This window comes from Streptomyces sp. NPDC054783, assembly GCF_053611725.1.
This window is the reverse complement of sequence record NZ_JBSHAY010000041.1, coordinates 13,282-28,870: the sequence shown is the minus strand read 5'-3', so window position 1 is coordinate 28,870 and position 15,589 is coordinate 13,282. Positions and strand designations below refer to the sequence as shown.

Sequence of the window (15,589 nt, the reverse complement as noted above, 5' to 3'; positions counted from 1 at the left end):
GCTTCACTCCTTGACGATCATCTGGCGGAGACTGGGGCGGCGGGGGGCTGCCGACTGCTCCGACCAGGCGGCGAGCGCGGCCACCGTGGGAAGGTCGAAGATCTTGCGGATGGGTATCTCGATCGCCAGCTCGGCGCGGGCGCGGCTGATCAGCCGGGTGGCGAGCAGGGAGTGCCCGCCCAGCTCGAAGAAGCCGTCGTCGATGCCGACCCGGTCCATGCCGAGCACCTCGGCGAACAGCCCGGCCAGGGTCTCCTCGCGGGCAGTGCGCGGCGCCCGGTAGGCGGCGCCGGTGAACTCCGGCTCGGGCAGCGCGGCCCGGTCCAGCTTGCCGTTCGGGGTGAGCGGCAGCCGGTCGAGGACCATGAAGGCGGCCGGCACCATGAAGTCCGGCAGCCGCTCCGAGACGAAGCCGTGCAGCTCCTTCGTCTCCAGGCCGGCGCGGTCGCCGGCCGTCGCGTCGTCGCCGGTGACGGCGGGCACGACGTACGCGACCAGCTGCTTGCCCGTGCCGCTGCCGCGCCCGTCGCAGGCGAGGACGGCGGCCTGCGCGACCCCGGGGTGCGCGGTGAGCGCGGCCTCGACCTCGCCGGGCTCGACGCGGAAGCCGCGCACCTTGACCTGCGTGTCCGCGCGGCCCACGTACTCCAGCCGGCCCTCCGGGTGCCAGCGGGCCAGGTCGCCGGTGCGGTACATGCGCGCGCCGGACGGGCCGAACGGGTCGGCGACGAAGCGCTCGGCGGTCAGTGCGGCGCGGCCGTGGTAGCCGCGGCCCACGTTCCCGCCGACGTACAGCTCGCCGACCGCGCCGGGCGGCACCGGTGCCAGGCCGGGGCCGAGGACGTAGGCCCGCATGTTGCCGAGCGGGGTGCCGACGGGCGCGCTGCCCGTCCAGCCCTGGGTGCCGTCGGAGACGGTGAAGGTGGTGGCGTAGAACGACTCGCTCTGTCCGTAGGCGTTGACGACCCGTACGCCGGGGAAGGCGGCCCGCACCTTGTCGACGAGCGATGCGGGCAGCGCCTCGCCGGCGAAGACGACCGTCTCCACACTGGTGCGGCCGGAGATCTCGTCGACGAGTTCGGCGAAGGCGGAGGGCACGGTGGAGACGACGCTGCCGCTCCAGCCCTTCCGCTCGCCCAGGACCAGGACGTCCCGGACCACTTCGACGACGCCGCCGGTGGCCAGGGTCGTGAAGATCTCGAACACCGAGACGTCGAAGTTGACCGATGTGCCCGCCAGCAGCCGCTTGCCCGGCCCCAGCCCCACGCGGTCGGCGAGCCGAAGCACGCCGTTGACCACGCCTGCGTGGGTGATGGCGACGCCCTTGGGCTTGCCCGTGGAGCCGGAGGTGTACATGACGTACGCCAACTGCTGTGCGTGGACCGGCAGTTCTGGGCCGGAGTCGGCGCCGGACAGGTCGAGCGCGTCGAGGAGGACGTCCGGGGCGGCGTGCTCCGGCAGCGCCGCGACCGTGGTGGAGTCCGTCAGGACCAGGCGCGGCCGCGCCTCGTCGAGGATGGCGGTGAGGCGCCGGCTGGGGTACCTGGGGTCGACCGGCAGATACGCGCCGCCCGCCTTCAGGACCGCGAGCAGGGCGACCACCAGGTCCGCCGACCGCGGCAGCGACACCGCGACCACCGACTCCGGGCCCACTCCGCGCCCGGCCAGTTCGCGCGCCAGGCGGCCCGCCCGGGCGTCCAGCTCGCGGTAGGTGAGCGACTCGCCCTCGGCGACCACGGCGACCTCGTCGGGTGTCCGCGCCGCCTGTGCCGAGACGAGCCCGTCGACGGTGGTGTCCGGGGTCGCCACCGTCGTGTCGTTGAACTCGGTGAGCAGCCGGTCGCGTTCGGCCGGGTCCAGGATGTCGACGTCGGCGGCCTTCGCCTCGGGGGTGGCCGCGAGCTGCCGCAGGACGCGCACGAGGCGGGCCGCGAACACCTCCACCGTGCCCCGGTCGAAGACACCCTGCGTGTACTGGAGGATGAGCTGAAGGTGCGGGGCGGCTGCCGCCATCAGGGTCAGCGGGTAGTTGGTGGCCGTGGACGCGCGCAGGCCGGTGAAGGCGATCCCGTCCGCGGCGTCGGAGGCGGCGCTGATGCCCTCCTCGTCGACCGGGTACGACTCGAAGACGACCAGCGTGTCGAAGAGGGACTTCAGGCCGACGGACTGCTGGATCTCCGTGAGCCCGTAGTAGTGGTGGTCCAGGAGAGCGGCCTGCCGGCTCTGGAGCCGGGTGAGGACCTCGGCGAGGGTGTCGCCGGGCGCGTACGCGACGCGTACGGGAAGGGTGTTGATGAACATCCCGACCATCGAGTCGACGTCCGTCACGGCGGGCGGGCGCCCGGAGACGGTCGCGCCGAACACCACGTCCTGGCGGCCGGTGAGCTGGCCGAGCAGCAGCGCCCAGGCGCCCTGGACCAGGGTGTTGATGGTGACGCCCAGCTCGGTGGCACGCCGGCTGAGTGCCCGGGCCTCGTCGACCGGGAGCGTGATGTCGACCTGGGCGACGCCCTCGCCCGCGTCTTCGGAGCCGGGAGCGAGCAGGGTCGGCTCCTCGACGCCGTCGAGCTCGGCCCCCCAGACCCGTGCGGACTCCTTCTCGTCCTGCCGGGCGCGCCAGGTCAGGAACTCGCCGAAGTCGCGGCTCGCGGGCAGGCCGGCCGGGTCGCCGCCGGACGCGTAGAGCAGCAGCAGGTCCTGCATCAGCAGGGGCATGGACCAGCCGTCGATCAGCACGTGGTGGGCGGTCATCACGAGTTCGGCGCGGCCGTGCTCGAGGTGGACGAGTGCCATCCGGATCAGCGGCGGGGTGGCCACGTCGAAGTGGGCGGCCCGGTCCTCGGCGAGGAACCGCTCGAACTCCTCGGTCCGCTCCGCCCCGCCGAAGGTGGTCAGGTCGAGGTACTGCCAGGGCAGGGACACCGTCTCCGGCACCGCCTGCACCGCATCGCCGTCCGCCCGGTCGACGAACGCCGCACGGAGGCTGGCATGACGCCCCAGCAGTGCCTGCGCGGCCCGGTGCATCCGCTCCGGGTCGACGTCGCCGGACAGGTGGAACACCAGCTGCATGTGGTAGGCGTCGAAGGAGGAGCCGGCCAGCGCCGTGTGGAACAGCATCCCGGACTGCACCGGTGTCGTCGGCCACACCTTGGCCAGCTTGCCGAACCGGGCCTCCCAGGCGTCGATCTCGTCCTGGCGCACCTCGACCAGGGGCGCGTCGCTCGGGGTGAGCCCGCCGGCGTCCGGGGTCGTGGCGTGCCGGGCCAGGGCGGTCAGCGCCTCGACCCACAGCCCGGCCAGCTCGGTCACCTCGGCACGGGAGAGCACCCCGGCCGGGAAACCGAAGTAGGCGGTCAGCTCGTCACCGGCGGCCACCGCGTTGATCTCCAGCGCCGACAGCACCGGCATGTCCGCGTCGGGCGCGGCGATCAGGTCCCCGTGCGTGGTGTCCGGTGCCCAGCCCAGGCCCCGCAGGTCCTCGGGAATGTCCGCGCCGGAGGAGCGGCCCAGGTAGTTGAACCCGATCTGCGGTGCGCGCTGTCCGGCCAGCTCGGCGGCGGTCTCCTCGTTGAGGTGGCGCAGCAGGCCGTAGCCCATGCCGTTGTCCGGGACCGCCCGCAGCTGTTCCTTGACGGCCTTGACGGCCCGTCCGGCGGCCGCGCCGCCGGCGAACGCGTCGGCCACGTCGATGCCCGCCAGGTCCAGCCGCACCGGGTACATCGCGGTGAACCAGCCGATCGTGCCCGACAGGTCCGCGCCGGGCACCAGGTGCTCCTCCCGGCCGTGTCCCTCCAGCCGCACCAGCGCCTGGGACGCGGAAACACCCCGCGTCCGGCGCCAGCGGGCGAGGGCCAGGGCCAGTCCGGCCAGCAGCCCGTCGTCGACACCGCCGCGGAACACCGCGGGCACCGTGGTCAGCAGGGTCTGCGTGACGTCCGCCGGCACCTGGACGCGCACCGTGTCCACGGTGGCCGTGACATCGCGCGCGGGGTCCAGCTCCCGCGCGCCCAGCACCGGCTCTTCGGCGCGCAGGATCTCCTGCCAGACGGGCAGTTCGGCCACCCGCTCGGGGGTGGCCGCCTCGTCGGCCAGGGCGTGGGTCCACCGGCGCAGCGAGGTGCCCACGGCCGGCTGTGCCGGGGTGTGACCGTCGCGGACGCGCTGCCAGGCGGACACCAGGTCCGGCAGCAGGATCCGCCAGGACACCCCGTCGACGACCAGGTGATGCAACACGATCAGCAGCCGGTCCGTGTCCGTGCCGGAGGTGAACCACACGAACTGCGCCATGACGCCCGTGTCCGGGTCCAGCCGGTCCGCGGCCGCGTCCAGCTCGGCCTGCACGTCGGCGCCGCCGTAGGGGACTTCCCGCACCAGGGCGCCGGCGTCCACCCGGCCGGCCGGCTCCATCCGCAGGCCCGGCTGCGCCCGGTCGAGCCGGGAGCGCAGCACGTCGTGCCGGTCCAGTACGGCCTGCAGCGTCGCGAGCAGACCCGTACGGTCGATGTCCGCGGGCAGGGTCAGCATGGCGGACATGCAGAACCGGCCGATGCCGCCGCCGAGCGCGAGGACGTGGGCCGCCGTCGGCGGCAGCGGGGCCCAGCCCACGCCGCCGCCCGGCAGCTCGGCCAGGGTGACGCGCTCCTCTTCCTCCCGGCCCTCGACCAGTTCCGCGAGCCGGGCGACCGTGCGGTGCTCGAAGATCTCCCGCGTGCTGACCACGACGCCGCGCGTCTTGGCCCGCGCGACGACCTGGATCGACCGGATGCTGTCCCCGCCGCTGGTGAAGAAGTCGTCGTCGATGCCCACCCGTCCGGCGTCGAGCACGTCGGCGTAGACCTCGGCCAGGATCCGCTCCGCCTCGCTGCGCGGCGCCCGGTAGGCGGCGCCGGAGAACTCCGGCTCGGGCAGCGCGGCCCGGTCCAGCTTGCCGTTCGCGTTGAGCGGCAGCCGGTCCAGCACCACGAAGACGGCGGGGACCATGTAGTCCGGCAGCCGCTCGGCCACGAACCGCCGCAGGTCCGCCGCCGAGACACGGGCGTCCGGGCCGGCCTCGCCGTCCGTGGTGCCCGCCGGTGCCACATAGCCGACGAGGCGCTTGGTGCCGGTGTGGTCCTCGCGCACCGTGACCGCCGCCTGGCCGATCGCGGGATGCCGGGCGAGGACCGTCTCGATCTCGGTCGGCTCGACCCGGATGCCGTTCACCTTGACCTGGGTGTCGGCTCGTCCGGCGTACTTCAGTTGGCCGTTCTCGTCCCACTGGGCCAGGTCACCGGTGCGGTACATGCGCGCGCCGGCGGGACCGAAGGGGCTGGCGACGAACCGGTCCGCGGTGACCGGGCCGTTTCGGTGGTATCCGCGGGCGAGCAGGCCGCCGACGTAGAGTTCGCCGATCACACCGGGCGGGACCGGCGTCAGCTCCGGCCCCAGGATGTAGGCGTGCATGTTGGCCAGTGGCCGTCCGACCGGTATCGCTCCGGTGCCGGCCGGCTGCCGCGGGAGCGTGAACGTGGTGGCGTAGAAGCTCTCGGTCTGTCCGTAGGCGTTGATGACGCGGACGTCGGGCAGGGCCTGCTGCACCTTGCGGACCAGATCGGCCGAGAGGGCCTCACCGGCGAAGACGACCGTTTCCACGTCGAGTTCGAGGCCGCTCGCGCCGTCGGTGGCGAGCTGGTCGAGCAGCGCGGAGAACACCGCGGGCACGGCGCTGATGGTGGTGCCGGTCCAGCTGCCGCGCTCCGCGAGTTCGAGTACGTCACGGACGATCTCGACGCTCGCTCCGGCGGTGAGCGCGGTGAAGATCTCGAACACGGAGACGTCGAAGTTCACCGAGGTCGCGGCGAGCATCCGGGACCCCGCCCCGACGTGCGCGATCCGCCGCAGATCCCGCACGCCGTTGACCACGCCGGCATGCGTGACGGCGACACCCTTGGGTGTCCCGGTCGAGCCCGAGGTGAACATCACGTAGGCCAGGTTGTCCGGGCCGATCCGCACGTTGGGGGCTTCGACGGCACGGCCGCCGTCGAGGCACAGGTCGTTGAGGTGAAGCACCGGCAGCGGGCACTTGGCCACGGTCGACGCCGCCGCGTAGTCGGTCAGGACCAGCGCGGGTTCGGCCGTGTCGAGCAGGAGGTCGACGCGCGCGGCCGGGTAGTCGGGGTCGATCGGCAGGTAGGCCCCGCCGGCCTTGAGCACCGCGAGCAGCGCGACCACCAGGTCCGCCGAGCGCGGCAGGGCCACGGCGACCAGGACGTCCGGCCCGACACCGCGCTCCCGCAGGACCGCGGCCAGCCGGTCGGCGCGGGCGTCCAACTCCCGGTACGACAGCTCGGTCTGCCCGGACACCACCGCCGTCGCGTCCGGTGTCTTCGCCACCTGGGCGGCGACCAGCTCCGGCACCGTCGCTGCGTGCACCGGCGCCGTCGTGTCGTTCAGCTGTGCCAGCCGGTCGCGCTCGGCCCCGGTGAGCACGTCCACCCCGCCGAGCCGCGTCCCGGGATCGGCGACCACCTGCCGCAGCACGCGCACATAGCGGTCGACGAGGCTCTCGGCCGTGGCGTGGTCGAACAGTTCCGTCGCGTACTCCAGCCGGCCGTACGCACCGCCGGACGGGGCCGGGACGATGTTGAAGAACAGGTCGAACTTCGCGGTACCGGTGCCCGCCGGGACGGGGGTGACCCGCAGACCCGGTATCTCGATCTGCGACCACTCGAACTGCCAGGCCAGCATCACCTGGAACAGCGGCTGGTAGGAGGTCGTGCGCTCCGGACCGAGCAGCTCCACCAGGCGCTCGAACGGGACGTCCTGGTTGTCGTACGCGGCCAGGGCCCGGTCGCGCACCTGCTCCAGCAGCTCGCCGAACGACGGGTTGCCGGACAGGTCGACGCGCAGCACCCAGGTGTTGGCGAAGAACCCGATCAGATCGTCGAGTTGCTCATCGGCGCGCCCCTCGATCGGGCTGCCGATCGTCAGGTCGTTGCCGGCGCCGACGTGGTGCAGGAGCACCGCGAGGACGGCCTGCGCGACCATCGGCGCCGTGCCGCCGCGCTCCGCGGCCAGCTTCCCGATCCCGGCGAGCAGGTCCGCGTCCAGCTCGAAGTCGACATGGCCGCCGTCGTGGCCGGCCGCCGTCGGCCGCGGCCTGTCCAGCGGCAGCTGCACCGGCTGCGGCACCCCGGCCAGTTCTCCCCGCCAGTACTCCAGCTGGTCCGCGGCGATGCTCTCCGGGTCCTCCTCGTCGCCCAGCAGCTGGCGCTGCCACAACGTGTAGTCCTTGTACTGCACCGGAAGCGGCGGCCGGTCCGGGGTCCGCCCGCTGTGGCGAGCCGAGTACGCCGACAGCAGATCCCGCAGGAACGGCGCCATCGACGCGCCGTCCGCGGCGATGTGGTGGAACACGAACACCAGTACGTGCTCCTCGGGGCCGACGCGGAGCACGGTGGTCCGCAGGGGGAGCTCCGTGTCCAGGTCGAAGCCCTCGCACGCGGCCTCCTGCAGGGCGGCGTCCACCGCGTCCGCGGCCACGTCGGTCACCCGGAACAGCGGGGCCGCCTCCTCGGGAGGCAGGATCCGCTGCTCCGGCGTGCCGTCGGCGTTCTCGACGACCAGGGTGCGCAGGCTCTCGTGCCGGGTGACGACATCCGTGACCGCCGCGGCCAGGGCCGCCGTGTCCAGCGGCCCGTCCAGGCGCAGCACGAACGGGATGTTGTAGGTCGCGGACGGGCCTTCCAGACGGTGCAGGAACCACAGCCGCCGCTGGGCGAAGGACAGAGGGATCATCGACGCGTCTCCTCAACGGTCATCTGGCCCAGCCGGGGACGCAGCCGGGGGCGGTTCGACGTGGCCAGTTCCTCGACCTGAGCCGCCAGCTGGGCGACGGTCGGATTACGGAACACGGTCGTGACCTTCACGTCGGCGTTCAGCTCGTTGCGGATACGGCCGACCAGCCGGGTGGCCAGCAGCGAATGCCCGCCGCGGCTGAAGAAGTCGAGGTCGATGCCGACCTCCGTCAGCCCGAGCAGCTCGGCGAACAGCCGGCAGAGGACTTCCTCGGTGTGGTTGCGCGGCCCTCGTCCGGTCTCGGCCTCGGTGTAGTCCGGTGCGGGGAGCGCCTTGCGGTCGAGCTTTCCGCTCGGGGTCATGGGGAACTCGGCGAGCGGCACGATCGCCGAGGGGACCATGTACTCCGGCAGGTGCTCGCGGACCTGGCCCGTCAGGGCCGTGAGGTCCAGTCCGGCCGGGTCCGTGCCCTTGACCGGCACCACGTACGCGACCAGCCGCTGGTCGTCGGCGCGGTCCTCGCGCACCACGGCCACCGCACTGTCGACGTCCGGGTGCGCGGTCAGCGCCCCTTCGATCTCGCCGAGTTCGATGCGGAAGCCGCGCACCTTGACCTGGAAGTCGGTCCGGCCGATGTACTCGACCTGGCCGTCCGTGTTCCACCGCACCAGGTCACCGGTGCGGTACATCCGGGCCCCCGGCTCGCCGAAGGGGCAGGCCACGAACCGGCTCGCGGTCAGCCCGGTCTGTCCGAGGTAGCCCCGGGCGAGCCCGGTACCGGCCAGGTACAGCTCGCCGGCGACCCCGGGCGCGACCGGGCGCAGCGCCGCGTCCAGCACGTACACCTGGGTGTTCCAGATCGGTGCGCCGATCGGCACCCGGTCCGCACCCGGCACGTGCTGCCACGCCGTGACCTCGACCGATGCCTCGGTGGGCCCGTAGAGGTTGTGCACCCCGCAGTCCGGCAGCGCGCCGACGGCCTTGTTGGCCAGTGCGGGCGGGAAGGCCTCGCCCGCGACCTCGATCCAGCGCAGGCTGGTGCACTCCTTGGCCGCCGGCTCGGCGACGAACGCCTCGAGCAGGGAGGGTACGAAGTCGGCGCCGGTCACCCGCTCGCGCTGGATCAGGTCGGCGAGGTAGGCCGGGTCCCGGCGCCCGTCCGGACGCGCGATGACCACGGCGGCCCCGACCTGGAGCGGCGCGAACAGCTCCGGCACCGACACGTCGAAGCTCGCCGTCGTGCTGAGCAGCACCCGGTCCTCGGCCCCGGCGCCGAAGTGCGCCAGACCCCACTTCAACCGGTTCATGATCGACCGGTGCGCGACCTGCACGCCCTTCGGGCCGCCCGTGGAACCGGAGGTGAAGATGACGTACGCGGCGTTGTCCGGGGACAGCTCACGCTGCGGGTCGGTCTCCGGGTACGCGGAGACGTCCGGAAGGTTCTCGTCGAGGACCAGCAGCGGCTTCGCGCTGTCGAGCACGTGCCGCACCCGGTCCTCGGGCAGTTCCGGGTCCACCGGCACATAGGCCGCACCGGCCTTCACCACCGCGTAGAGCGCCACGAGCAGGTCGACGGAGCGGGGGATCTTCACCGCGACCAGCCGCTCGGGACCGGCGCCCTGCTCCACCAGCCAGTGCGCCAGCCGGTTCGCGCGCCGGTTGAACTCCCCGTAGGTCAGCGTCTCCTGCTCACCGATCAGCGCCACCCGGTCGGGGTCACGCTCCACCTGGGCCTCGAACGCGGCCGGCAGGGTGTCCGCGGCCACCGGGTGCGCCGTGTCGTTGACCCGGCGCACCAGCCGGTCCCGCTCGTCCTCGCCCAGCACGTCCACGGCGCCCACCGGCACCGACGGGTCCTGAAGCACCTGCTCCAGCACCCGGACGAGCCGCGCGGCGACCACCTCGGCCGAGGCGCGGTCGTAGAGGTTCCTCTGGTAGTCGAGGGAGAGCCGCAGGTAGGGGTCGGAGGAGTTGAGGGTGAGCGGGTAGTGCGAGCCCGCGAACGGCCGGATGGCGTCGATCGTGAACCCGGCCGAGGCGTTCGCGTCGACGATGCCCTCCCGGTCGATCGGGTAGTTCTCGAACACCACGATCGTGTCGAACAGGGAGGGCAGCCCGACACCGCGCTGGATGTCGGCGAGGCCGTAGTAGTGGTGGTCGAGCAGGCTGATCTGCCGGTTCTGCAGGTCGGTGATGACATCGGCCAGGCTCTGGTCCGATCGGCACATGGCCCTGGTCGGCAGGGAGTTGATGAACAGGCCGACCATCTCGTCCGAGCCGGTCAGGTCCGCCGGGCGGCCGTTGACGGCGGCGCCGAACACCACGTCCTGCTGCCCGGTCAGCTTCGAGATCAGGATCGCCCAGGCGCCCTGCAGGAGCGTGTTCAGCGTGACCCCGAGTTCCGCGGCCCGCCGGGCGAGTTCCCGTCCCTTGTCGATCGACAGCGGTACCTCGACCCGTCCGAGCGCGGTCGCCTCCCCCTCGGCGGTAAGGCCCGCGGCCACGAGGGTCGGCTGGTCGAATCCTTCGAGTTCGGCCTTCCACCGGGCCGCCGACGCGTCCCGGTCCTGCCGGGACAGCCAGGCCAGGTAGTCGCCGTAGGAGCGGACCGGAGCAAGCTCACGGGTATCGGCGTACAGGCGGATCAGATCCGTGATCACCAGCGGCGACGACCAGCCGTCGAAGAGGGTGTGATGCGCCGTGATGATCAGCTTCGCCTGCTCGGGCCCGCAGGTGAGCAGGGCCAGGCGGAGCAACGGCGGCCGGGTGGGGTCGAGTTGGTCGGCCCGGTCGTCGGCGAGGGCCGCGTCGAGCGCCGCGTCCTGCTCGGCTTCGCTCCGTCCGGTCAGGTCGAGGTGCCGCCAGGGCAGGGTGACGTGCTCCGCCACGACCTGCACCGGATCGCCGTCGGCAGCGGTGAGGAACGCGGAGCGCAGGTTCGGGTACCGCTGGAGCAGCGCCTGCCCGGCCGCCCGCATGCGCTCGGGGTCCACGTGCCCGGACAGGTGCAGCACGAACTGCATGTGGTAGACGTCGAAGGTGCCGTCGGCGAGCGCCGCCTGGAACTGGATGCCGGACTGCCCCGGGGCCTGCGGCCACACCTCGACCAGCCGGCCGTAGCGCTCCTCCCAGGCCTCGATCTCGTCCTGGCGCACCGAGACCAGCGGGGCGTCGGAGGGCGTGAGCCCGCCGATCTGCGGGCGTGCGGCGTACGCGGCCATGCCGTGCAGCACCTCGACCCACAGCTCGGCCAGTTCGGCGGCCCGCTCGCGGGACAGCACCCCGGTGGGGAACATGAAGGCCGCCTGCAGCTGGGTGCCGTCGGCGGTGTCCGTGACGACCGAGTTGACCTCGAGCGCGGACAGCGCGGGCAGGTCCGGGTCGGGCGTCGCGATCAGCTCGGCGGACCAGGACGCCGGCCCCCACCCGTGCGCGCGCAGGTGCTCGGGAACGTCGGCGTCGGAGATCCGGCCGAGGTAGTTGAAGCCGATCTGCGGCGCCGGGTACTCGGCGAGCTGCTCGGCGGTCTCCGGGTTCAGGTAGCGCAGCAGGCCGTAGCCGAGGCCCTTGTCGGGGACCCCGCGCAGCTGCTCCTTGACCAGCTTGATCGCCTTACCGGCCGCCGGGCCGCCCGCCAGTACGTCGGCGAGGTCCACCCCCTGCACATCGACCCGGGCCGGGTACATGGTGGTGAACCAGCCGACGGTCCGGGAGAGGTCGGCCCCGGGCACGACCTCCTCCTCGCGGCCGTGTCCCTCGAGGCGGACCAGGGTCGAGCGGTCTTCACCGCGCCACCGGTTCACCGCCAGGGCGAGCGCGGCGAGCAGCACGTCGGTCCCGGTGCCCTTGAACGCCGCGGGCAGCTTGGTCAGCACGGCCTCGGTGACCTCGGCGGGCAGCTGCGCCCGCACGGTGTCGAGCGTGGACCACACGTCCACGGCCGGGTCGAACGCGCGCGTGCCCAGCGGGGGGTTCGGTGCCTCCAGCAGGTCGCGCCAGTACGTCAGTTCTTCCTCCCGCTGCGGGGACAGCGCCTCGTCCTGGAGCGCCGAAGCCCAGCGGCGGGCCGATGTGCCGACCTCGGGCAGCTCGGGCGTCCGGCCGGCGCGGACCTGCTGCCACGCCTCGGCGAGGTCGGACATGAGGATCCGCCAGGAGACGCCGTCCACCGCCAGGTGGTGCAGCACCACGAGCAGCCTGCCCGCACCCGACGGTGCGGCGAACCAGACGAAGTCCGCCATGGTCCCGGCTTCCGGGTCGAGCCGGCCGACCGAGGCGTCCAGCTCGGCCCTGGCCGACTGAAGCGAGGACGGCTCGTCCCACCGCCCGTCGCAGTCGACCCGGTGGATCAGGTCCGCGGCCCGCACGGTGCCCGCTGGGCGCACGACGAGGCAGGGCTCGTCGCCGCGCACCAGCTGCGCGCGCAGGAGGTCGTGCCGGTCGAGCACGACGTCCAGCGTCGCGGCGAGACCGTTCGCGTCGATGCCCGTGGGCAGTTCGAGGACGATCGACATGGCGAAACGGTTCGTCCCGCCGCCGTGCTCGAACACCTGCCGCGCCACCGGCTGCAGCGGCATCGGGCCGACGCCGCCGCCCTCGAGCTCGGCGAGCACGGGCACCCGGCCCTGGCGGTCGGAGGCCACCTCGGCGAGGCGGGCCGCCGTGCGGCACTCGAAGATCTCCCGCGTGCTGAGCTCCAGGCCCCGGGCACGGGCCCGCGCCACGACCTGGATGGAGCGCAGGCTGTCGCCGCCCACCGCGAAGAAGTCGTCGTCGACACCGACCCGCTCCACACCGAGCACGTCCGCGTACGCCGCAGCGATGATCTTCTCGGCCTCGGTGCGCGGCTCCCGGTAGGTCTCGCCGAGGAACTCCGGTTCGGGCAGCGCCTTGCGGTCCAGCTTGCCGGTCGGTCCGAGCGGGAGCCGGCCGAGGGCCACGAAGGCCGACGGCACCATGTAGTCGGGCAGCCGTGCCGCGACGAACTTGCGCAGTTCGGCGGCGGAGGCGCCGGACTGCACATCCACGTCGCCGATACCGCCGGCGCCGTCGTCACCGACGGCTCCCTCGCCGGTGTGCACCACGTAGGCGACGAGCCGCCGCCCGCCCGAGGGCACCTCCCGGCTGATCACCACGGCCTCACTGATGCCGGGGTGCGCGGTGATCGCGGCCTCGACCTCGGCCGTCTCGATGCGGAAGCCGCGGACCTTCACCTGGCCGTCTCCACGGCCGACGCACTCCAGCTGCCCCTGCGCGTTCCAGCGGGCCAGGTCGCCCGTGCGGTACATCCGCTCGCCGGCGGGACCGAACGGGTTCGGCACATAGCGCTCGGCGGTCAGGCCCGGGCGGCCGTGGTAGCCGCGGCCCAGGCAGGTCCCGACCACGTACAGCTCACCGATCACGCCCTGCGGCACCGGGGTGAGTCCCGGGCCGAGGACATAGGCACGCATGTTCCCGAGGGGGGTGCCGATGGGGGCCACGTCGCTGTCCGCCCACTCCTCGGACGCCGTGAGGGAGAACGTGGTGGCGTAGAAACTCTCGCTCTGTCCGTAGGAGTTGACGATCCGCACGCCGGGCAGGGCCTCGCGCACCTGCCGCACCAGCCGGCCCGGGAGCACGTCGCCGGCGAACACGACCGTGCGCACGTCGGGCGCCTTCTCCAGGTGGCCCACCAGTTCCCCGAGCACCGAGGGAACACCGCTGATCACGTGGCCGTCCCAGCGCTCCCGCTCGCCGAGCGCCAGCGCGTTCGCCACGACCTCGGCCGTGCCGCCGGTGGTCAGGGTGGTCAGCAGCTCGAAGACCGAGACGTCGAAGTTCACCGAGGTGCCGGCCAGCATCTTCCACCCGGACGGCGCGTCGAGGACGCGCGCCAGCTCGCGCACGCCGTTGACGACACCCCGGTGGGTGATCGTCGCGCCCTTCGGCTTGCCCGTGGAGCCGGAGGTGTACATCACGTACGCCAGGTTGTCCGGGCTCAGCGGCGCGATCCGGCCGGCGTTGTCCGGCGCCCCCGCGGGCGTGTCCCAGTCCGCGCGCCGGTCGAGGTTGACGCACGACATGTCGCCCTGCGGCAGCTCCTGCCACGTCGCGGTGTCGGTGACCGCGAACCGCGGAGCCGCTTCGGACAGCACGCTCTCCGCCCGCCCGCTGAGGTACTGCGGGTCCAACGGCACGTATCCGGCACCGGACTTGAGGATCCCGAGCAGGCCGGCCACCAGGTCCTCGGTGCGCGGCAGCGCGAGGGCCACCAGGTCCTCCGGCCCGGCACCGCGCCGGATGAGCTCCCAGGCGACGCCGTTCGCCCGGTCGTCCAGCTCCCGGTAGGTCAGTGTCCGGTCGTCGCACACGAGCGCCGGGGCGTCGGGCGTCCTGGCCACCTGGGCCTCGAACAGCTCCGGGACCGTCAGCTCGGGCACCGCCGCGGCGGTGCCGTTGAACTCGGTGAGCAGCCGCTCCCGCTCGGCCTCGTCGAGCACGTCGACGGTGCCGATCGCGCGCTCCGAGTCGGCCGCGAGCAGGCCCAGCACGCGGACGAACCGGTGCGCGATGCCCTCGGCCGTGTCCCGGTCGAACAGGCTGGCGGCGTACTCCAGACGGCAGTTCGCCCCGCCGGAGCCGTTCGGGATCAGGTCGAAGAACAGGTCGAACTTGGCCGTCTGGGTCTCGAGCCGCTCGGCCCGGACGGCGAGGCCGGGAAGTTCCATCGGCGGCACGGGCGGCTGCCAGGAGAGCATGACCTGGAAGAACGGGTTGTAGGCGGTGGACCGGTCCGGGTTGAGCAGTTCCACCAGCCGCTCGAACGGCATGTCCTGGTTGTCGTACGCGGCCAGGGACCGGTCCCGCACCCGCTGGAGCAACCGGCGGAAGGTCGGGTTCCCGGAGAGGTCGACGCGCAGCACCCAGGTGTTGACGAAGAACCCGACGAGGTCCCGGAGTTCCTCGTCGGTGCGGTCCGTGATCGGCGCGCCGATGGACACGTCGTCACCGCACCCGAGGTGGTGCAGGAGCACCGCGAGCGCCGAGTGCATGACCATCGACACCGTGGTGTCGGCTTCCGTGGCCAGCCTCTCCACGGCCCCGAGGAGGTCGGCGCCGACGGAGAACGGGATCCGGTCGCCGGCGGGGTTCATCACCCTCGGACGCGGGCGGTCCGTCGGCAGGGCCAGCGGCTGCGGCAGATCGGCCAGGGCCTCGCGCCAGTACGCCAGTTGCCGGGCCGCCGTGCTGTCCGGATCGGACTCGTCACCGAGCACGTCCCGCTGCCACAGCGTGTAGTCCGCGTACTGCACCGGGAGCGGCTCCCACGCCGGCGCCCCGCCCTCGGTGCGGGCCGCGTAGGCCGTGGTGAGGTCGCGGAACAGCGGCCCGAAGGACTCCCCGTCCACGGCGATGTGGTGCGCCACGACGACGAGGGTGTGCTCGCGCGGTCCGGACCGCACCAGCCTGGCGCGGATCGGCGCATCGGCGGCCAGGTCGAAGGTCGCGGTGGCCACCTCGTCGACCGCCGCCGCCCGCTCGGCCTCCCCCGCGACCTCGACGAGCGGCAGGGCGAACGGCTGCTCCCCGGACGGCAGCACCTGCTGGTGCGGGACTCCGTCGTCGCCCTCGACGATCACCGTGCGGAGGACTTCGTGCCGGTCGATGACGTCGCGGAGCGCCGCCTCGAGCGCCCCTGCGTTCAGCTCACCGGTCAGCCGCAGGGCGAAAGCGCCGTTGTAGGTGGGCGACGGGCCTTCGAACCGGTCCACGAACCACAGCCGACGCTGCGCGAACGACAACGGGATCATTGTGTCTCCAAATCGGCAAACCA

The 15,589-nt window shown here is 72.9% G+C and carries 2 protein-coding genes; both read right to left on the bottom strand.

From position 1 onward, the window contains the following. Positions 1-3: 3 nt before the first annotated feature. Positions 4-7,776 carry an amino acid adenylation domain-containing protein gene (locus ACWGJ5_RS40665; RefSeq protein ID WP_453314644.1) on the bottom strand — a complete coding sequence of 2,591 codons (7,773 nt, stop codon included), beginning with the start codon at positions 7,774-7,776 and terminating at the stop codon, positions 4-6. Then, entirely contained in the window at positions 7,773-15,566 is a 7,794-nt protein-coding gene (locus ACWGJ5_RS40660) for an amino acid adenylation domain-containing protein (RefSeq protein WP_453314643.1), read from the bottom strand. Before ACWGJ5_RS40660 ends, ACWGJ5_RS40665 begins: the two co-directional genes overlap by 4 nt. Between the last annotated feature and the right edge of the window lie 23 nt (positions 15,567-15,589).